We start from the raw sequence: 20,614 nt of genomic DNA, 5'->3' as shown, positions 1-20,614 counted from the left end.
TATGTTTGTCATTCCCATTTATATAGAAGCAGGCGTGTGTGGTTTTGAATCACCCGCAGCGCAGTACACAGAGCTAGGTGTAACCCTTGATGAGCTTTTAATAAAGCATCCAGATGCTACGTTTATTGGTATTGCATCGGGTAACTCTATGCAAGAAGTCGGAATTTTTGAAGGTGACTTATTAGTTATCGACCGTGCAGAGCCTGCAGAAAATGGTGACGTTATTGTTGCTAACTTAAATGGTCTTTTTGTATGCAAACTACTTGATAAAACCAATGCGCGGCTGCTTTCAGCTTCTTCTTTACATAAGCCTGTACAACTAACCTCTGCAGACGAGTTTCAGCTTGAGGGCGTAGTAACGCTATCAATAAGAATGCACAGGCAAAGCCCAGAGTTACTAAAATGTATGCCTTAGTTGATGCTGTGTCGTTTTATGCCAGTGCCGAAAAAGTATTCGACCCTGCTATTCGATCCAAACCTGTGGTTGTACTTACCAATAACGATGGCTGTGTATGCGCTATTTGCCCTATTGCTCGGCGTTTAAATATTCCTAAATTTGGCCCGTACTTTAAAGTTAAGCATTTACTTGAGCAAAACAACGTTGTTATTCGCTCTAGTAATTACGAGCTTTATGCTGATTTAAGCGACAAGATGATGAATATTATTGGCCGCTTTTGCGATACACAACACATATACAGTATTGATGAATCGTTTTTGCACTTTGATGGCTACAGATCATTAATTAAAGATTGGCATGAATATGGCCATATAATAAGGCGCACAGTATGGCGCGAAACAAAACTTCCTGTAGGTGTTGGTTTTGGCCCAACCCCTACTTTAGCAAAAGCCGCTAACCACGCCGCTAAAAAGCTCAGTGGTTTTAATGGTGTAGCAGTAATAAATAGCGAGCAAACTCGCCAAGCTATTTTACAAAGAATGAGCTGCGAAGATGTCTGGGGAATAGGCCGGCGACTAGCTAAAAAGCTTAAAATAATGAATATACACACCGCTTGGGACCTTGCTCAGCAAAACCCTAAAGCAATGCGCCGTGCATTTAGTGTGGTTGTTGAACGTACAGTAAGCGAACTTAACGGGATAACATGTTTAAACTGGGATGATGTACGACAAGACAAGCGAGAGATTTATTCGACCCGTAGTTTTGGAGAGCGCATATGCGAGCCAACAGCCCTTAAAACGGCGCTAATTAACCATGTAACCACAGTGGCTAATAAACTAAGAGCGCAACGCTCGCTTACTCACCAGCTTTATATTTTTGCAGCCAGTGGCGCGCATGAAAACAGATATTATAAAAAGTCGTTTGTGTATAAGTTCCCCTCACCCACTAACGACACCTGCGTGATGGCTAATGCTGTATCTGAGGTGTTTAATAATATTTACCAACCGGGGATCCGATTTTATAAGTGTGGTGTGGGCGCGGTAGAGCTAATATCAGAACAGTTTCAGCAAAATGACTTATTTAATAAGAGCCCTGATAATCCAAAGCTTATGCAATGCCTAGACACAATCAATAATCGATACGGAAAAGGGATGCTCAGCCTTGCAAGCAGTAAATTAAATGACCGATGGCACATGAACCGTGATTTTTTATCGCCGCAGTACACTACGCGTTGGCGCGATATCCCTAAAATATACTGCGAATGATTTACTACTTACTAGATGCTTTATTTGCTCTCGTCTGCTTTTTTAAATGTGCACTCTACACTAGGTTCGCTTAATGTATATTTTAGTGTGTTATCAGCTAAAAACTTGATACTTTGACTGATTGTTTTTTCGTTTGCAGGGTTTTCACAACGGCTCATTCTTAAACCGTTTTCAAGGCCATCACTTTTATATTTAAGCGTACTGGTTATAAAACAAAAGTTTGGTTTTTTAATAGTGCGAGTACCATTATGGAGCGATCCAAATACAATTTGTTCTCCAAGTTTAAAACCTGCACTCAAATCACTTTCGTCTGTCAAACTCAAATCGCTATTAACGCATAACCCTGAATTGGTCGACACAACTTCGTATGCCCCCAATTTTGACTTTAAAAACGGTATAAATCGTGTTTTATTACTCGGCTCAGAAAAAGCATTTGCACTTGTAAAAGCGACAGTTAATAAAGCGAGTGTTAAATATTTCATTTCGTGGGTGTATCCTCGTGAGTCAGCGTGTTAAATAATAGCAAAATGCTTAATCACTTAGCTTTTATAACTTTTAACAACTATAACAGAGATTTACTATAAAAGGAGAGAAGTCGTATTACAGGAGCGAGTGCGTGAGTAGGACGCGGAAGCTTTGCTCGGTTTTTATTATTCTTACATGGATGTAAGCCATTAGAATAATGCAGGAGCAGTTGTCGAGCCCACTAGGTTACAAATCTCGCGCCGCGATTAAATCCTTCTTGGATTGAACAAATTCAACCACCAAAGGTAAACATGCCCTAGATACTCATTACAAACCATTTTGTTGTTAAGCACTTTATTTAATACGTACTTAAACAACAAAACGATTTATACCAATGCGCTTAATTGTAAGGGTAAATTGAACTCATTAGATTGTTTAACTAGTTATACGAATTGGTATTTATTTTATTGCCAGTACTTTGCAAATAATAAAGGGTAGCTTTGCTTTAAAAACTTAGGTTTGTCTTTAAAACGTTTACCTTTGGGTTCATCACTGCCAGATGGGATAAACGGCAATTCGTCTTCGTTACGTTCTTCAAATAATAAACCGGCTATTAAGTCGTACTCATCAATGTACGGATAAGGCTGCTCGTTTAAGTAATAAACAGGTGTACACTGCGCTATAGAATCAGCATTTTCTAAGGCGTTTTCGAAAACTGTTTTACCGCGCGAAATTAACCAGCATCTAAATTCGCTAAAGCCGTATTCGTCGTTACAACCCGCCATTACAAATGCTGCACCAAATAAATCCCAGGTAAAACATTTGCGCATGTTAATACCAAAAAACTTATCAAAGGCAATTAGCTGCTCGTCTGTTAAATCACTTAGCTTAGCTTTTAAATTATCGCTCACACTTTGCGGATCGAGCCCTAAATCAGGCGTTGTTACTAAATCCCAAAAAGCCTGCTCTGTTAACGTTGCCATTATAAAATCTCTTTTACTCGGCCAACTTGACCATCTTCTAAACGTACTTTGATACCGTGTGGGTGATTTGGTGATTTTGTTAAAAGGCGCTCAACCACACCCTCAGTTAATGTGCCGCTGCGTTGATCTTCTTTTAATACAATATTTACTTTGGTACCTGGTGAAATTTGCGAACGCGTAGGAACAGCCATAATTTAAACCCTAAAAATAATTTATCTAATTATAACGTCCATGTGCTATCAAACCAACAAAAGCTCTGTTAATTGGCGGAAAATGAAATATGTGCTGGTTTTGCGTTCAACTTAATACTCGTAAGCTCTTTGAGTATTATATTTGTTAATTCGTTAAGTTGCGGTTTTGCACTTTCAAGGGCTATATCATCATTAAAATAACACTGTACTTTTAACGTATTGGCCTCGTTATTTAAATCAATGGTATGCGTTAGATAATCAAAACCAATTACGCTTTCTTTTATTGCCTCGCATGAATTAGTAAGTGCTAGTCGAATGTGCTTATCGCGCTGCTTTTGAGTTTTAGTCATAAATATAAAGGTTACTTATTTAGTTTCTGCTTGTTGCTGTTTTTTAAACTCTTCGTAGTTAGAGTCTTGTTTATCTAGGCATTCGTAATATTCTTTGTCGGCTTTATAGTTACATTCATCAAGGCGCGCCGATTGAACTTCATGAAAACGCGCGTCAGAGCTACAACCAGCTAAAACACATAATCCAACAATAAGTAATGCGCTACTTTTTAGTTTATTGATAAACATTAAATTTCCTTACACTTTCTATATCGAAAAAGCGTTAAATTATTACAATATTATTGTATATTAGCGCCATAAAATCTTAATCTCCAAAGGATCTATTTCTATGATGTCGCAGTTACAAAAGTTGTTTCAGCGTATAGATAAAAGCAAGATATTTCAATCATTTGTTATAGCTGTAATTATTGTTTCTGCCCTGACAGTCGGTGCGCACACTTACTCACTACATCCTACCGTAGAGCTTGCTCTAAATTGGATGGACGTTGGCATTACCGCATTCTTTTTAATTGAACTAGTAATCCGCTTTATTGCAAGTAAAGGCATAAAACACTTTTTTTCTAAAGGATGGAATATATTCGACACCATCATAGTATTGGGCAGTTTATATCCTGCTGCTGGCTCTACTATGTTAATTGCTCGTCTACTTCGCATATTTAGAGTACTGCGATTGGTATCGATGATCCCTGAGCTGCGCTTATTAGTTAACTCATTACTTAAAGCCATTCCACAAATGGGTTATATAGCCCTATTAATGTTTGTTATTTTTTATATATACGCTGCAATGGGCAGCATGATGTTTGCTGAAATAAACCCCGTACTTTGGCAAGACGTCTCAATCTCAATGCTTACCTTGTTTAGGGTGGCAACATTTGAAGATTGGACCGACATAATGTACGAAACAATGGCGGTGTACGAACTAAGCTGGATTTATTACCTTACGTTTATATTTTTAACCGCATTTGTATTTTTAAACATGATGGTAGGTGCCATTTTAGAAGTTATGAGTGAGGAGCACCGCAAAGCACGAGAAGAGCTCGCAGACGACAGCTCATTACCTGCAACGCAAGGGCAAGTAAACGAACTAAAATCCCAAATTGCTGAGCTTAAAGAGCTATTGAGTAACCGCAAAAACTAATCTGATAAGAGTACTAAAGCACCCACTTAAAGTTTAAAAAGTGGGTGCAGCTTAGGCATTCAACTCAAACATGCATTCCCAAAGTGCTTTAATTCCCATTGTTATCAGGTTTGTTATCCGTATCTTCAAAAGAAATGACGTTATCTACTTTCATCTTAAACGCATCAAAAAAAGCATTTTTTAAAACCGAAGTAACTGCTTGGAAAGTCGAAACATCCGCATTGTCTAATTGCCCTTCTATAGGAATGCGTGCAGCAACAAGTTTAGACTCATCGTTTTCGAGGATAGAGCCCAATAAATCAACACTGCCTTCAAATATGGCCGTAAATATGCCGTCGTCATCTTTTTCTATATCTTCGCGCCACGAAAAAACACGCAAGTTTTGAACGCCTGCTTTTACATAACCATTTAAGTTATTATCTTTAGCCGCAAGTTCCATAGCGCCATCAATGCCTCCCGCTTCAATATCAAACGGTGTATACACTTTAAATACAGTGTCTAAATTTTTAACTGAAAAGCGTTGTACCTCTGCATTAAAATCAAAATTAGCTTGCTTGCTAAAAGGGTCTAATTTGCCATTAAGCTTTAATGCAGCCTCCCCCATTAATGCCCCCTCCACGCTTAGAGTAGTCACAAGTGTTTTTGATAGGTTTTGCGCATTCGTTATGTTCTCTATTCTGGCATTAATATTTGATATAAAAGTGGGGTTTTCACCGCTGTTAGTTGAATTAACTAAGGTTAACTTTCCTTGCTCAATTGTTAAGGTATCAATAGAAAACAGTACTAAGTTATTGGCGAGCCCTACCCAGGTAGTTTCGTCTTTTACTTGTTTATTTTGCTCTACTGAACTTGGGTCTTTATCGTAAATAACTATTTCAGGACGCGTAAAGGCCATGTTCGTTACTAAATTGCCCTTTAAAAGGGCTGACCACGCGAGTGAAAAATCAAGAGTTTGAATACTCAGTAAAGGCTTCGGAGCTGAAGTTGCATCAACAGCGTAAATTTCAACGTCGTCAATCGCGTAGGCACCGCGATATAAGAACAAATCGACATCACCAACATGCCCCGTAACACCTTGCGTATGTTTTAGCTGATAATTTACGTAGTATTGAACTACATAAGGCGCGGCTATTCGTATTAATATAAGCAATACAATCAGCGCTATTACACCTTTAAAATATTTGGCGTGAAATGTTGTAGATGAAAAATGCATTCTAATTTCCTTTGCTAAAAACCAGGGCCTATTGACCTTTAAGGATTAAAATTTGTTCTATTTAGGGGCTGCGTATGTTTGGCATTAATGCTGCGTTATCGCCTATTTATGAAGAACAACCACACAACATAGACTCAACCTTGTCTAAAAACCAAACGTACAGCTGCACATTTAACCTCGAAAGATAAACAGGCTCTAATTAGTTAAACTTTTTAATTAAGTACATAAATAAACGTGTAAAAATTACTAATATTTGTAACTTAAGTACCTGTTAGGTATAAAATTACAAATAGAGCAAAGCCATATAAGCTTAAAACTCTAAACTACAATCACTACAGCAAAGGATATACCACTATTCAAATACACCGCTTAATGAAGTGATTCCCATGCTTATCTATTTATAGTTTTGCCAACTAATAACCTGCATTGATTCGAATAAACCGCTTTCATCTACTAAAGTAAAATTAACGCAAGCAAGAATAACAATACATGAACCCTGTTTTTTATATATTAGTTACCCTCTTTTTAACCAGTGTTATTTGGTCTGTCATATTTTTAATGTCGTGGTTTACGTTAGGTAAAAAGCAATATGCCATGCTTTGGACAATCGCATTCGCACTCTCTGCATGTCAATGGGCAACAATATTAGCAGAACCATTATTTGACTCTCACACACTATATTGGATGTTAGGAAGCAGCTTCTCAGTAGGCTCTGTGCTACTTGGTACATGGGGGCATTGCATTAGGGTAAATTCGAGTATAAAAATTCGCTATTTAATCATCTCGGCAATAGTAACTCTTGCTGCTGTTTATTATTTTACAGCCATAAATGTGCATGTTGGCTTATTTATGTCGTTGTATGTGTATTACGATGTGATCTTACTGATACTAAGTGCGGTTATTATTTTCAGGCATAAGCAAAAATCACTCCCTGCTGAAATAGGCGCTAGTATCACTTATTCGCTATGTGGATTACTTTTATTTGTTGCAGCAAGCATAGCATTACTGCAAGGCAGCCAAGTGAATGAAGAATATATAGCGCTATATACATTAATTAATTTTATGACTGTCCCTGCTGCTCATGTCGGCATGGCCGTATTTATGATATTCATAATGGCGTCTGATTTAGCCGAAAAAATGAACCACCTTGCAATGACTGATGTACTTACGGGCTGCTTAAATAGGCGTGGGTTTTATAATAAAAGCCAAGAGCAACTAAAAGATAAACTTAATAATTATAAGTACGTAAGCTTAATTTATTGGGATATAGATAAATTTAAAAAAATAAACGATGAGTTTGGACATGCAGGAGGTGATGTGGTGTTAGTAGAAGCGGCGAAAATAATGCAAGACTGCATAAATCCAGATGATTTGTTTGGCCGAATTGGTGGCGAAGAATTTACCTTATTAATAGCACGTAACGACGAGCCTACAGCTAAAGCATTCCCCGAAAAACTAAGAAACGCACTCGCCAGTAGTCCGATTCATTTTAATGATAAAGTAATTAATGTTACAGCAAGTTTTGGCGTAATAAATATTAAATGCAATAAAACCGCAATTGAAAGCGCAATAAATGAGGCAGATAAAGCACTCTATCATGCTAAAAATGGAGGGCGTAATCAGGTAGTTCATATAAGCGAATTAAGTCAATAAAAGTTCATTATTACTAAGGCCTACCTATCTTTTTAGGTTGAATTCTCGGCAGCATCTTTAGGCAAATAACATTAAAAAAACGAGGCGGGTTGCTCCGTTTTAAGTTATTTTCATATGAATGTAAGCTAATAGAATAACACAAAAGAAGTTACCGCTCGCAGCGAGCCAGAAACGCACGGCACGCTTAAATCGAACCTAGATAAAACAAACTTTGTGCCTGAAAAGTCAGCGCTCTAACTAATAAGTTTAAGCGCATCGGCAAATCTAACTGGCTTACTGAATATAAAACCTTGATACTTATCAATTTGTAAGCTTTGTAATAACGTTAGCTGAGCGGGGTTTTCTACGCCCTCCGCTATTACTTGGCAACCAATCATATGCGACATGTTAGTTACCGCAGATACAATACTTTTGTCTTTTGAGCACTCACAAATATTATCAATATAAGATTTGTCTATTTTAATGTAATCAACTGACAGCTCTTTTAAAACCGATATAGAAGAAAACCCAGTACCAAAATCATCAATAGAGATACGCACACCGGTATTTTTTATGGCCGTAATCACTTTTGACAAATACGGTAAATTTTTAATCATCACTGTTTCTGTTATTTCTAAATGCACATTGTATGGTTTAACAGCATATCTATTTAGAAGAGCAACTAAAAAATCTAAAAAATTATGGTTTTCTAGTTGCAACACCGACACATTAATCGACAATCCAATCTTACTATTCACTGCGTTTAACTTACTTAAACTCGCGATGGCTTGTTCTAGTACAAATTCACCTAATATATTAATTTTTCCATATCGCTCTGCAATATCTATAAATTCTGAAGGGGGAATAAATTCATCATTAAACTGCCAACGAAGTAGTACTTCAAACGTGGTTATTTCATTTGTGCTTATATCAACAATAGGTTGATAGCACAGATGAAAGTCACCTTTTTTTACGCACTCTTTAATTGAGCTTCGAAGTATTTCTTCTCTTTTAAGCGATTCATGCATTCGCTCGTCAAATACCGATATTTCATTACGGCTTTTCTTACCTTCATACATAGCAACATCAGCGTATTTAATCGCGTCTTCAAGATTAAAATTTTCACGCGTAAAATACAGCCCAACCTTAAAAGAAGGGTTTACTTGATAGCTATCCATGCTTACTGTTTTCGTTAAAGTTTTAACTAATCTAAAAACACAGTCAAAAAGTTCGTCTTCGGTGTTACTACGAGTATAAAAAATAAACTCATCCCCTCCCCAACGACAAGCAATAAAATCGCCCTGAGTTTGTGTTTCAACTAATCGTTTACCTGTTTGGGCCAGCACAAAGTCACCAAAATCGTGACCGTATTTATCGTTGATGATTTTAAAGTCATCCATATCTAAAAATAAAACGGCTTTAATATCATCATTTTGATTGGCTAAATCAAGCTCGACATTAGAAACAAAGCTCCCCCTGTTAAACAATTTAGTTAAATTGTCTTTTTGCTCTAAAAGGATTATTTGTTCGGTACGAAGTTGCACTTCGTTTTCTAAGTTTTCAATAAATTGATCTAACTTAAGTTCATTATTAATTGATGACTTTACATCTTTAGCAGAACGTACAGCGGTAACAAAACACAAAATAAACCATAAAACGAGCCCTAAAATACCTAGTACATTCTCATCTTCAATAGGCTGTAAAAGTAATAAAATACTAAAAGGAACCAGTAAACAGGTTATATACGATAAGGAAGAGCGAATATCGGAGGCTAAAACATTTACACCGCCACCAGCAAGGGAGCTAAAAACAACCAGAGATACAAACTTCTCCTGCATTGGCATGTTTTCATAAAACAAAATAGGAAAAGCAGCCCAAGTTACGGCTGTTAATAATAAACCTATAAAATAAAGGTGATATTTAAAAGCATGGACGTTGTTAACAAATACATGATTGGCTATTCGTAGTAATGAAATAAACGTTAGCGTAAAAAGCCAGTAAAATTTTTCTTGCGAGGCGCTGTGGTTAATACTGCTAAAAATAAGAAAACAAGAAACAACCGTGTTTATAGCAATTGCAGAACTAAAATAGGAGCTAACAAATGCTAATCGCTTATTGGCAAAGTTATTTATATGAGAGGTCATTAATGTTACTTGAATAGGCTGTTTCACAATGTAAACAGTTTACTTAAGTTCAATAATAAACAACAGTGAACATTCATAAAAAAGTATTGTTTAAGCCTCTTAAGCGGTTTTATAAGCCATTAAACTAAAAAGGGTTGGCAAATTGCCAACCCTTTTTGTTAATACTGATTATATATTATACCAATTCGCTTAATTAAGTGATCTATTTTGAGGGAAGAAAATCGTGTCGATAACAAGGCAAAGATTTCGTTATTTAGTTGTTCTATATCAGAAATATTTAACGTAGTTAGCGTCAGATTTAACCCCTCAAATTGATTAAGTATTATTGCGAATTGGTATTACTCACCATCAACAATTATGCGTAGCATACGACGAAGTGGCTCTGCCGCTCCCCATAAAAGCTGATCGCCTACTGTAAATGCGCTGATGTATTTTGGCCCCATCGCTAATTTACGAATGCGGCCAACAGGAATGCTTAAAGTGCCTGTTACTTTAACGGGTGTTAAGTCTGTTGCGCTAATTTCACGCTCGTTAGGAATAACCTTAACCCACTTGTTATGAGACGCTAAAATTTCTTCAATTTTTTCTACGCTAATATCTTCACGCAATTTAATGGTCATCGCTTGTGAATGACAACGCATAGCGCCAATACGTACACATAAACCATCAATTGGCACTGGTTGCTTTGAAGAACCTAAAATTTTGTTCGCTTCAACCTGTGCTTTCCATTCTTCTTTAGACTGACCACTTGGCATAGGTACGTCAATCCAAGGGATTAAACTGCCCGCTAATGGCACACCAAATTGGTCTTGTGGTAAGTCTTTTGACGCCATTGTTTCACTTACTATTTTATCAATTTCTAAAATAGCAGAGCTTGGGTTATCTAGTTTATCTGCAACACTTGCATGAATAGCGCCCATTTGTGCAATAAGCTCTTTCATATTTCGTGCACCAGCGCCCGACGCCGCTTGGTAAGTCATTGGGCTTACCCATTCAATTAGGTCTTGCTCAAATAAACCACCTAATGCAAGTAGCATCAGCGATACAGTACAGTTACCGCCCACAAAGGTTTTAACGCCTTGCTCTAAGCCTTGTTCAATAACATCTTTGTTTACGGGATCTAGCACTATAATGCTGTCCTCACTCATACGCAGTGCTGAAGCTGCATCAATCCAGTAACCATCCCAACCCGACTCGCGTAATTTTGGATATACCGTATTGGTGTAGTCACCGCCTTGGCAAGTAACAATAATATCCATTTTAGCAAGTTCGCTAATGTCACTTGCATCTAGTAATGGTTTTGCATCGCCTGCTATATCTGGACCTAATTGACCCGCTTGTGAGGTAGTGAAAAAGGTGGTGTCGATATGGGCAAAATCATTTTGTTGCTGCATACGTTCTAATAACACAGAGCCAACCATGCCACGCCAACCGACTAATCCCACTTTTTTCATTGTTTTTTCCACTGTTTGATTCATAAAAGATGCCTTAATACATTAAAAATTAAATTCATTGCGTGAGATTTAATTTTCATTAACGTCAAAATAACACCACCAGCGCGCTAAAACTAGTGAATAAAGTAGAACTCAAATTTTTTTCATAGTCATAAAAAACCCTGTATTGAATACAGGGTTAACGGTGGGTTTATTCATCCCTTACGAGGGGGATTACATTAAAGTAAACGCTTAAAACTCATAGCTATAACTTAAACTAAACTCAGTGCCGGTGTCTTGTCCCCAAAGGGTAAGACCCTCTTGTTCAATTTCTTTTTCTTGGCCAAGCATATTCTTAACCTTAAAATTAACTTTAGAGTTAAAGTTAGGGAAGTAAGAATAAACTAAATCAACTGAGTGAAACGACTTTTCTTCTGCATCTTCATTACCACGTGTACCAGGTACAATTATACGAGGACCAAACACATTATAAATTAATGAAGTAGAATGAAATCCATCATCCGAGTCATAGCCCATTTGTAAGTTTGCAACCCACTCAGAATGACCAACTAAACGACGCTCATTGTTAGTTACAATATTCGATACCGTATCGGCCTCAAGGGCTTCTTTAAGCTGTGTTTCAAACAGTGAGTCAACACCGTCTGAATCATTAATCCCCAAATTAACACTTGAGTCAGATAGCGTAACGTTGCCTGACAAGAATGCTGAGGACCAATCCTTATTTATAAAGCCAAAGTCAGTTAAAAAATCAACTTCAATACCCGACAATTTACCCGACTGAGCATTAGCTGTTAATAACTGTGGAGATGCTCCCCCTACGCCCGCAAGCTCAACCATTTCAATTGGGTTTTCAATGTCTTTATAAAATAATGCAACAGAAAGATTATTACCTGATGGCATATACCATTCAAACCTAAAATCAACATTTTTTAAATTAGAACTTTGTAAACTAGGAGATCCTCTCACCAGAAACTCAGTTAACGGGTCAACAAAGAAAGACGAGCTTACATCACGTAGATCTGGGCGAATGGTTGTTTCACTTAAATTTAAGCGAAATTGCATCTCTTCATCCATGATGTACGTAACAGCTAAAGAAGGAAAAAAGTTATCTTCATTAATAGCTACATCTTGGATTTCTTGTAGCGTATTTTCAAAGAAATTAGTATGCGCTTCATAACCGACTGATACTTGCGAAAAATCTTCCCATCGAACGCCACCAGTAAAACGCCAAGTGTTTTGATAGAAGTAATCCGCCATAAAATAATAAGCATCTAATTTATGCGCTGCACTGTACTTATCACCATCAGTGGTGCCGTCATCAAAAATACCTGAGCCAGTTACACTTGCATAAAAAGCGTCATTCGCCGTGTTTTCATCCGCAAAAATATCGCTTACGTTAGAACCGAACGAGTACTCATCGCTTATACCACGGTGCGTAATGCCAAACTTCACATTACTTGCATCACGTTTTTTCTCTGAAAAATCGCCGCCTATTTTTAACTCAAGCTCATAGCCGTCACCATAAAAAGGCATACCCATATTCCAACCAAATGTTTCAACATCGTCGTGTAATACTTGATACTCACGGGTGATATTTGTTGCAGCTACATCTTGTAGTTGTTCAGATTCAAGCACGCCATCAACTAAATTTTGCTGATAAACAACATCTAAACCACCTGGTGCATTACGGTTTGCTCGACTTAAACCGCCATACCAATCAAAAAATAAATTATTTAGCTCTGGAAAGTTGTGCGTCCCCTTAAGCTGAGTCGAAAACATTTCGCGCTCTTCGTACGTAATATCTACTCGGCGTAATTCGGTGACACCTTCTTCGGTTTCATTTGCATCAAAGTAATCGCGGTTACGTACGCGGTCACTCATGTCATGAAGTGCAATATTAGTAAGCTCAAACTTATGGTTTGAATTTAACTCATATCCTAAATTTAATGTGCCGCTCCAACGTACATTTTGCTCAGTCGATGTACCATCGTAATACTGGGCAAAACATTTGTCTTCACAGCCTAAGCTACCAAGGCTTGAGCCGCTTTGCTCTTGAACTACTTCCCACTCGTTATCGTAAGATACGGCTGCAAGCACACCAAAAGTACCTGCCTCACTTTCAAATCTATCACCTAAGGCAATAGAGAAGTTCATGGCAGGGTCAACATCCTTTTCTGAAATACCTACATCCCAATCAAGCGATTGAATCAGGTTTTTACGCTCAGCTAACGTAGTGTTTATATTGCCCTCAAGACCAGCATCACTGGTAAGCGCAGTAGTAAACACATCCGATAATGCTCGCGAACCATCATCTCGACCCATCCAGTCATCATCACCGCCACTGTAAAAGTAACCGGTATCGCTATTAGAAGTATTGTACGATGTACCCACTTGTACTTTTAATAAAAAGTCAGAAGGAATTGATTTAGTCCGAATATTTACATTACCACCACCAAAATGCGCTGGCATATCCGGTGAAAATGACTTTTGTACACTCAAGCTTTCAATAATTTCAGATGGAAATAAATCCAAAGGAACCACTGAGCGAGTAGGATCAGGACTTGGTACATACATGCTATTTAGCTGAGTACTAGAATAGCGTTCACCTAAACCACGCACATAAATAAATTTGCCATCGACTAACGTTAAACCAGTAACACGACGAAGTGCAGAGGCGGCATCGCCATCACCAGTACGTGATATTTGGTCTGCCCCCATAATATCGGCAACAAACGCTTGGTTTTGACGTTCTTGCAGTACAGCACCTGCACTGCCCTTTAATCGTTGCCCTACAGCAACAACTTCTTCTATTTCTTGCTCTTCTACTTGCTGCTCAGCAGCCGTGACTGTATTTACTGATAAACCAAGTAAGGCAGCCATTACAGCGTAGTTTAACTTTGATAAAGCAAGTGTAGAGGGTTTAAAAGATTTCATTTTTATACTCCGAAACAAAACAAGACATTAGCCGAGCTTTCGCTCGGCTATAATGTGGTTTGGGTTAAAGGCCTACTTTTACCCAACCTGCTGTCCAGTCTGTTTTTGCATCCATCGCACCAATGTAATCTACAGAATCAAAGTAACTATCTAAGCTTGATGAATCAAAGCCATTACCGAGTAATAACGACTCAGCAGTTGGCATATAGCCATTATCTGCTAAACCAAGGTCTGTGGCTGCTTGCACAGAGTTACCTGTTTGGCCTAAGAACCAAGACTCAACATTACCTGTACCAATTGCTTGTGTACCAAAGTTTTTAGCGGTTTCACACGCTACGATTGAGTGAGTAACAGTTAATGTACCGTCCTCTGCTCGCGGCGCTGAATCAGAGCCTACTCGTAAACAATTTGAATAATCTGCCCCGCCTGTAACCACTACGTTTTTAAGCATACCCGCAGTACCTGCACGTAAGCGGATACCATTTACACCCACATTACCAATAATTGTTACATTAGAGATAGTTGGCATTGTTAGTGGCGTTGCACTTGAATCAAACTCAGAGTTATCAGCTTCAATTGCATTGTCGCCCTCAGAGTCTGATTGTTTAATCAGTACATATTGCGCTTTACCCGTCCAACCGAACGACCAATCAAGTGAATCATCGCCTATGCTTGTTAAAACAAGGTGACTAATATTTGCAGTACCACCAAAAAATTCAACACCATCGTCTAGATTTTCATGAACGTGAATGTAATCTAGTTCAGTCTGACGACCAACACCCGCAAGTGTAATACCGTTAAGTTCATCGCCATTACCCAGCGTTTTACCCGCTTGCTTAACTGCAACATACTTTAGCGTACCTGAATTATCTTCAGGGTCATTACCACCGAACTGGCCTGCGTCACCTTCAGCAGACACACCACAACTGGCAAGTTCTTCTGCGGTAGCTTCACCTTGTTGGTCGCCACATGAGTTAGCAGGTGCATTACCCAATAATACTAAACCGCCCCATTGACCAATCGTAGTTTCGCCGCCCGTCATATCCTGGATTGACGTCATAGTAATTGGTTGATTTACACTGCCTACCGCTTCAATTTTAGAACCACGGCGAACAACTAAGAAGTCATCACCCGACTCACCAATTAACGTTGTACCAAACTGAACATAAAGTGTTGTGTTGTCAGCGCGGTCATTACCAACGGCTGTACGTCCTTTTAAAATCCAATGCGCATCGTTAGTCAGTGTTACATCAGATGTAAATACAACATCAGAGGTTAATTGATATACAGGTTTGTCTGTAATTGTAGGGAAGCTAGCAGAAACATCTGTTGCAAGTCCTTGTGCTAATGCATTAGCAATATCGTCAGGAAAGCTTGGTGTAATAGCAACTGTCCAACCATCCATCCAATTATTATCGCCATCGAATGCGCCGATGTAATCTGTTTTGGTAAAGAACGAGTCAAGCTCAGATGAATCCCCACCAGCACCTAATAAAGGTGAACCCGATTTTGGTGTAAAGCCGTCTGTCGCTAAATTAAGTGCTGAAGCCGTAAGCGTTAAGTTACCCGTTTGACCTTCAAACCAAGACTGCACATTGCCACTACCAATTGCTTGTGAACCAAAGTTATTATCTTCATTACATGCAACAGCTGAGTTTTCGATAGACAACTCACCCGATTCTGCATTAGCAGCAGAGTCTGAGCCTACACGTAAACAGTTTGAGTAACCTTCAGGTCCCGTTATAACAACATTTCGTAGAACGCCCGCTGTACCTGCACGTAAACGAACACCGTTAGTACCATCAGCACCTACAATTGTTACGTTAGAAATTAGTGGTTTAGTCAATGGTGTCGCATTTGAATCGAATTCTGAGTTATCAGCTTCTATTGCGTTATCACCCTCAACTGAACTTTGTTGAATATAGATATTTTGTGCACGACCCGACCAACCAAATGACCAATCGAATGCATCGTCGCCAATATCAGTTAGTACAATGTTACGAACATTAACTGTGCCACCAAAAAACTCAACACCATCATCTAGATTTTGGTGAATTTGAATGTATTCAACTTTCGTTTGTGAACCAACACCTGCAAATGAGATACCGTTAAGTTCATCGCCATTACCCAGCGTTTTACCTGCATGTTTAACAACAATATAACGAAGAACACCTGAGTTATCATCGATAATATCACCACCAAACTGACCAGCGTCACCCTCAGCTGATACACCACAATTAGCTAATTCTTCAGCTGTCGTTTCACCGGTTTGATCGCCACACGAGTTAGCGGGTGCATTACCTAATAATACTAAGCCGCCCCATTGACCAATCGTTGTTTCAGCGCCGGTTACATCTTGAATAGATGTCATAGTGATTGGCGCGGTTGCATTACCATTGGCATTAATTTGTGAACCACGACGTACAACTAAAAAGTCATCACCTGTTTCACCAATTAGCGTTGTACCCGCTTGAACATATAATATAGTTGCATCTGCACGGTCATTACCAACTGCAGTACGACCATTTAAAATCCAATGTGCATCGTTAGTAAGCGTTACATCTGCTGTGAACGTTGTATCTTCAGTTAAACGGTATACTGGTTTATCTGTAATTGCTGGAAATTCACTAGAAACATCTGATGCTAAGCCTTGTGCAAGCGCGTTATCAATATCAGTAGGGAAGCCGCCATTAATACCGACAGTCCAACCTTCCATCCAGTTAGTTGATCCATCAAAAGCACCAATTTGACCCTTTGCGATAAGCGGTGAGCCAGCAAGTGGCGTGTAACCGTCATCAGCAAGCATAAGCTCTGCAGGCGTAAGTACTTGGTTACCATCTTGTCCTTCAAACCAAGATTGTACATCGCCACCGTTAATTACTTCACTACCAAAATTATTTGCCGTTGTTTGACACGCCACAATAGAGTTTACAATCGTTAGTGTGCCATCTTCAGCGCGAGGAACTGAATCAGACCCTACACGTAAACAGTTTTCGTAAGTAGCAGGACCCGTTACAAATACATTTTTAAGAGCGCCCGCAGTACCAGCGCGTAGACGAATACCATTATTACCTTCTGCACCGACGATTGTTACGTTAGATATAGTAGGCAGTGTTAATGGCGTGGCGCTTGAATCAAACTCAGAGTTATCAGCTTCAATAGCGTTATCGCCTACGTTAGCCGCTTGTTGAATGTAAACATTAGTGGCCGAACCCGTCCAGCCAAAAGACCAATCAAGTGAATCATCACCAATGTTAGTCAGCACTACATTACTTACATTAACCGTACCACCAAAAAACTCGATACCATCATCAAGATTTTCATGAACCTGGATATAATTAACCGTAGTTGCAGAGCCTACACCGGCAAACGTAATACCATTTAACTCATCACCATTACCTAACGTTTTACCGGCTTGCTTAACAAGTACATATTTTAGAGTACCTGAATTATCATCACTGATATTTCCACCGAACTGACCTGCATCACCTTCAGCTGACACGCCACAGTTAGCAAGTTCGTCTGCTGTTGCTTCACCTTGTTGGTCTCCACATGAGTTTGCAGGTGCATTACCAAGTAATACCAAACCACCCCATTGGCCAATTGCTGTCTCGCTACCCGTAACATCTTGAATTGATGTCATCGTAATTGGCTGGCTTGCAGTGCCGACTGATTCAATTTGTGAACCACGACGCACAACTAAAAAGTCATCCCCTGACTCACCAATAATCGTTGTACCTTGCTGAATATAAAGCGTTGTACTATCTGCGCGGTCATTACCCACAGCAGTACGACCACTCACAATCCAATGTGCATCATTAGTTAGTGAAACATCAGCAATTAATGTTGTATCAGCACTTAAGCGATACACTGGTTTATCTGTTATTGCTGGAAATTCACTTGAGACATCCGTTGCTAAGCCTTGAACAAGTGCATTGTCGATATCAGCAGGGAAACCCGTAGTTGCATTTTGAGAATCATCACGCGATGATGTTTCATCTACTGTACCACTGCCACCTTCAACAACATTAGTAACTGTGTCGCCTTCATTTATTGTTGTGTCGCCTTCAGATACTACTAAGTCACCACCACAACCCGCTAAAGATACTGCAGTTGCAATCAAACTAACTTTAAATAAGTCAGATAATTTCATTGTTCACTCCGTTAAAGTATTTAATTATTTTGTTAAGTGCTTTAAATAAACTCAAGTCACCTTAAAACATTAAGTAATGCTTTAAGGTCACTTGAGTTATCAGCAGCGCCTACCTTACGGTAGCTATATGACATTACAGTTACACTTTAATAAACATAAGATGACAAAGTTATTTACATAAAATTCAAGTGGTTAATTTATTAAAAACATAAAAAAACCACACTAAAAATAGTGTGGTTTGGATTTGCGATTATGAAATTATATTTAAACGTTACTACTAAAACTTAAAGCAGTGCCGTTTTTAATGTTTCTGCATGTACTTTCTCGCGCTTTACATATTTAATCCATTGCTGCGCTAAACGCTGTGATTTTTTATGTTTTTCTGCTTGTTCGAACGCTAAAATAGATGCATCAAAATTTTGTAAGTTGTACTGAGCCATACCCAAGGCTACAAATGCATTTGATTCAAAATCAAGTGAGCCTTTATTAAGTGCTTTACGCGCTGCGTCGGCCGCTTCTTCATATTGCTCAGTATTAACATATACTTCAGCTAAGCGTTGATCATACTTACCACTAGGTGATAAATCGGCTGCTTTTACAAAGTATTTTATTGATTTTTCGTCTTCTTTTGCTTGGATCATCGCCTCAGCTACAAAGGCATAGTTTTTAGCGTTTTGCTCTGCAACCCCTTTTTCAATCGCATCACTCATAACGTCTGCGGCTTTAAATGCTAAGCCGTTATATAAATACACTTGCGCTAATTGACGTAAATCAGACTTAGAGGTTAAAAATCCTTGCTGATAAGCCGCTTCAATTACCGCCAACTGCTGCTTTTCTTGCCCTGTTTCACCATACATACCTGATAACTGTACCCAATACTCAGGCTTGTTATAAAGCTTTACCATGCGCTCAAGTACTTCAACAACTTTTTCAGTTTGATTGAGTGAGTAGTACATGGCACGCTGTAGTACTAACCAGTTTTCCTTAGGGATTTTGCCTTCGCTGTCGCTTAAAGCAATCACTTGAGATATGTACTCAAGGCCTTTTTTATAATCCTTTAACTGATAGTATGTTTGAGCCCTTAACAAGTAATAGCCTTCTGTTTTAGGCTGAGTGTTAATAGTGTCCCAGTCATCTAAAAATGCGATAACTTTAGTGTAATCACTATTAGCCATAGCTAGTTGCGCTAAACTAAAGGTAGTACTTAAACGAAGCGACTCAGGAATGGCTTCCTCTGCTACGACCTTTTCAAACGAAGCTATCGCTTTTGGTAAATCGTTTTCGTTGTAATAAATAAACCCATAAAAATTATGCATCATCGCAATTTCGTACGAGTTCATGCTCGATGAACGCTCATTAATGCTATCAAGCGCTTCAAGGCCTGCTTTAACATCGCCATCATCAGCGAGTTTTTGTGCACGTGCGAGTTGGCTGTAGACCTTTTCACGAAGCGCTGGTACACGTTTTGTTTTTTGCTCTTGCTCTGCATATGCCGTAGCTACACTTAGCCCTGGTATCAGGCTTAGAGCACTTGGTGTAACAATACTTGTACTGATCGCAGCGGTACAAAATAGTGTTAATTTAAAAAATTTAGCTGTAGGGCTTAATTTCATAACAGATTTAATAAATAGTTTCATAATCGCCTCGCATTACTGTCCGTATACTCGTGGTTAATTACTAAATTAACCACTGATTTGGAAAGATATTTTGTTCTGAACACCCGCCACTTCAACGGCTTCACCGTTTACTACGCGGGGTTTATATTTAAATTTAAGGGCTGCATCCATCGCGGCTCTATCAAAGAGTGACTCCGGCTCTGCTTTAACCACTTGTGGGTCGCGTACAGTTCCTTGTTTAGTTACTATAAATTCAACAATAACGTAGCCTTCGATACCTCGCGATAATGCGCGACGAGGATAAACAGGCGCCACTTTAACAATGGGTAAATACTCACCATCACTTGTTTCAAGTGCTAACCCGCCGGCTAAATTTACATCCGCATCAACGTTTGCACCAAAGTCAAAGTTGTTAGCATTAGCTGTAGCATCACTATTTTGCATTTGCGGTGATTCCATTGGTGGTGGCGGCTCTTTTGGTGTTGGTGGCTTTTGTGGCTTACGCTCTTTTTTTTGTACGGTTTCTTCTTTTTTCAAGCGAACAAAATCAAGTACGTTACCCTTTACCGGATCCGACATAGCGCCTTCACCTCCAGTGATCAGTGCCTGCATGCCTAAAAACAACATAAAAGTCACTACACCGGCTATCACTAATGCAACTAAATATCGCAACATAACT

16 protein-coding genes are annotated in these 20,614 nt (G+C 38.9%); 4 read left to right on the top strand and 12 right to left on the bottom strand.

What is annotated here, in order from left to right; genetic code table 11:
- Window position 1: 1 nt before the first annotated feature.
- Window positions 2-415, top strand: coding sequence for a S24 family peptidase (locus tag GQR45_RS07210; protein ID WP_010552918.1), 414 nt, complete (start codon window positions 2-4; stop codon window positions 413-415).
- A complete protein-coding gene (locus GQR45_RS07205; protein WP_165725539.1) occupies window positions 403-1,662 on the top strand; it encodes a Y-family DNA polymerase in 1,260 nt (419 codons plus the stop codon). The genes GQR45_RS07210 and GQR45_RS07205 overlap by 13 nt, the downstream gene beginning before the upstream one ends.
- 20 nt (window positions 1,663-1,682) lie before the next feature.
- Here GQR45_RS07205 and GQR45_RS07200 read toward each other — a convergent pair whose 3' ends face one another.
- From GQR45_RS07200 to GQR45_RS07180, 5 genes are all read right to left on the bottom strand, one after another.
- Window positions 1,683-2,144 carry a hypothetical protein gene (locus GQR45_RS07200; protein WP_010552920.1) on the bottom strand — a complete coding sequence of 154 codons (462 nt, stop codon included), beginning with the start codon at window positions 2,142-2,144 and terminating at the stop codon, window positions 1,683-1,685.
- 447 nt (window positions 2,145-2,591) lie between these two features.
- Window positions 2,592-3,110, bottom strand: a complete 519-nt coding sequence (locus tag GQR45_RS07195) for a DUF4240 domain-containing protein (RefSeq protein ID WP_165725538.1) — start codon at window positions 3,108-3,110, stop codon at window positions 2,592-2,594.
- Window positions 3,110-3,301, bottom strand: coding sequence for a YwbE family protein (locus GQR45_RS07190; RefSeq protein ID WP_165725537.1), 192 nt, complete (start codon window positions 3,299-3,301; stop codon window positions 3,110-3,112). Before GQR45_RS07190 ends, GQR45_RS07195 begins: the two co-directional genes overlap by 1 nt.
- A 68-nt stretch (window positions 3,302-3,369) precedes the next feature.
- Window positions 3,370-3,651: a hypothetical protein gene (locus GQR45_RS07185; protein WP_165725536.1), complete on the bottom strand. Its 282-nt coding sequence runs from the start codon at window positions 3,649-3,651 to the stop codon at window positions 3,370-3,372.
- Window positions 3,652-3,666: 15 nt separating this feature from the next.
- Window positions 3,667-3,879: a hypothetical protein gene (locus tag GQR45_RS07180; protein ID WP_007583226.1), complete on the bottom strand. Its 213-nt coding sequence runs from the start codon at window positions 3,877-3,879 to the stop codon at window positions 3,667-3,669.
- A 100-nt stretch (window positions 3,880-3,979) separates the two neighbouring features.
- Here GQR45_RS07180 and GQR45_RS07175 point away from each other — a divergent pair, with 100 nt between their 5' ends.
- Entirely contained in the window at window positions 3,980-4,789 is an 810-nt protein-coding gene (locus GQR45_RS07175) for an ion transporter (protein ID WP_010552921.1), read from the top strand.
- An 88-nt stretch (window positions 4,790-4,877) separates the two neighbouring features.
- Here the strand turns inward: GQR45_RS07175 and GQR45_RS07170 are convergent, their stop codons facing one another.
- The gene (locus GQR45_RS07170) at window positions 4,878-6,002 is read right to left on the bottom strand and encodes a DUF748 domain-containing protein (protein WP_165725535.1); all 1,125 of its coding nucleotides are present in this window, start codon (window positions 6,000-6,002) and stop codon (window positions 4,878-4,880) included.
- Window positions 6,003-6,491: 489 nt separating this feature from the next.
- On the opposite strand from GQR45_RS07170, the gene GQR45_RS07165 reads away from it, so the two are divergent.
- Entirely contained in the window at window positions 6,492-7,655 is a 1,164-nt protein-coding gene (locus GQR45_RS07165; RefSeq protein ID WP_010552923.1) for a GGDEF domain-containing protein, read from the top strand.
- Window positions 7,656-7,888: 233 nt separating this feature from the next.
- Here the strand turns inward: GQR45_RS07165 and GQR45_RS07160 are convergent, their stop codons facing one another.
- The 6 genes from GQR45_RS07160 to GQR45_RS07135 form a co-directional block, all read right to left on the bottom strand.
- Window positions 7,889-9,778 (bottom strand): bifunctional diguanylate cyclase/phosphodiesterase, encoded by a 1,890-nt coding sequence (locus GQR45_RS07160; RefSeq protein WP_206008571.1) that lies wholly within the window; start codon window positions 9,776-9,778, stop codon window positions 7,889-7,891.
- A 338-nt stretch (window positions 9,779-10,116) separates the two neighbouring features.
- Window positions 10,117-11,256, bottom strand: coding sequence for an aspartate-semialdehyde dehydrogenase (gene asd / locus GQR45_RS07155; RefSeq protein WP_165725533.1), 1,140 nt, complete (start codon window positions 11,254-11,256; stop codon window positions 10,117-10,119).
- 207 nt (window positions 11,257-11,463) lie between these two features.
- Window positions 11,464-14,166, bottom strand: coding sequence for a TonB-dependent receptor (locus GQR45_RS07150; protein ID WP_165725532.1), 2,703 nt, complete (start codon window positions 14,164-14,166; stop codon window positions 11,464-11,466).
- Window positions 14,167-14,230: 64 nt separating this feature from the next.
- Window positions 14,231-18,319, bottom strand: coding sequence for a hypothetical protein (locus GQR45_RS07145; RefSeq protein ID WP_165725531.1), 4,089 nt, complete (start codon window positions 18,317-18,319; stop codon window positions 14,231-14,233).
- A 284-nt stretch (window positions 18,320-18,603) separates the two neighbouring features.
- Window positions 18,604-19,932, bottom strand: coding sequence for a hypothetical protein (locus GQR45_RS07140; RefSeq protein WP_165725556.1), 1,329 nt, complete (start codon window positions 19,930-19,932; stop codon window positions 18,604-18,606).
- Between the two features lie 69 nt (window positions 19,933-20,001).
- Window positions 20,002-20,607: an energy transducer TonB gene (locus GQR45_RS07135; RefSeq protein WP_206008588.1), complete on the bottom strand. Its 606-nt coding sequence runs from the start codon at window positions 20,605-20,607 to the stop codon at window positions 20,002-20,004.
- Window positions 20,608-20,614 lie beyond the last annotated feature (7 nt).

The organism is Pseudoalteromonas sp. SA25, assembly GCF_011378705.1.
Classification (GTDB): domain Bacteria; phylum Pseudomonadota; class Gammaproteobacteria; order Enterobacterales; family Alteromonadaceae; genus Pseudoalteromonas; species Pseudoalteromonas arctica.
The sequence above is the reverse complement of the archived record's forward strand: the minus strand, read 5'-3'. Positions and strand labels throughout refer to the sequence as shown.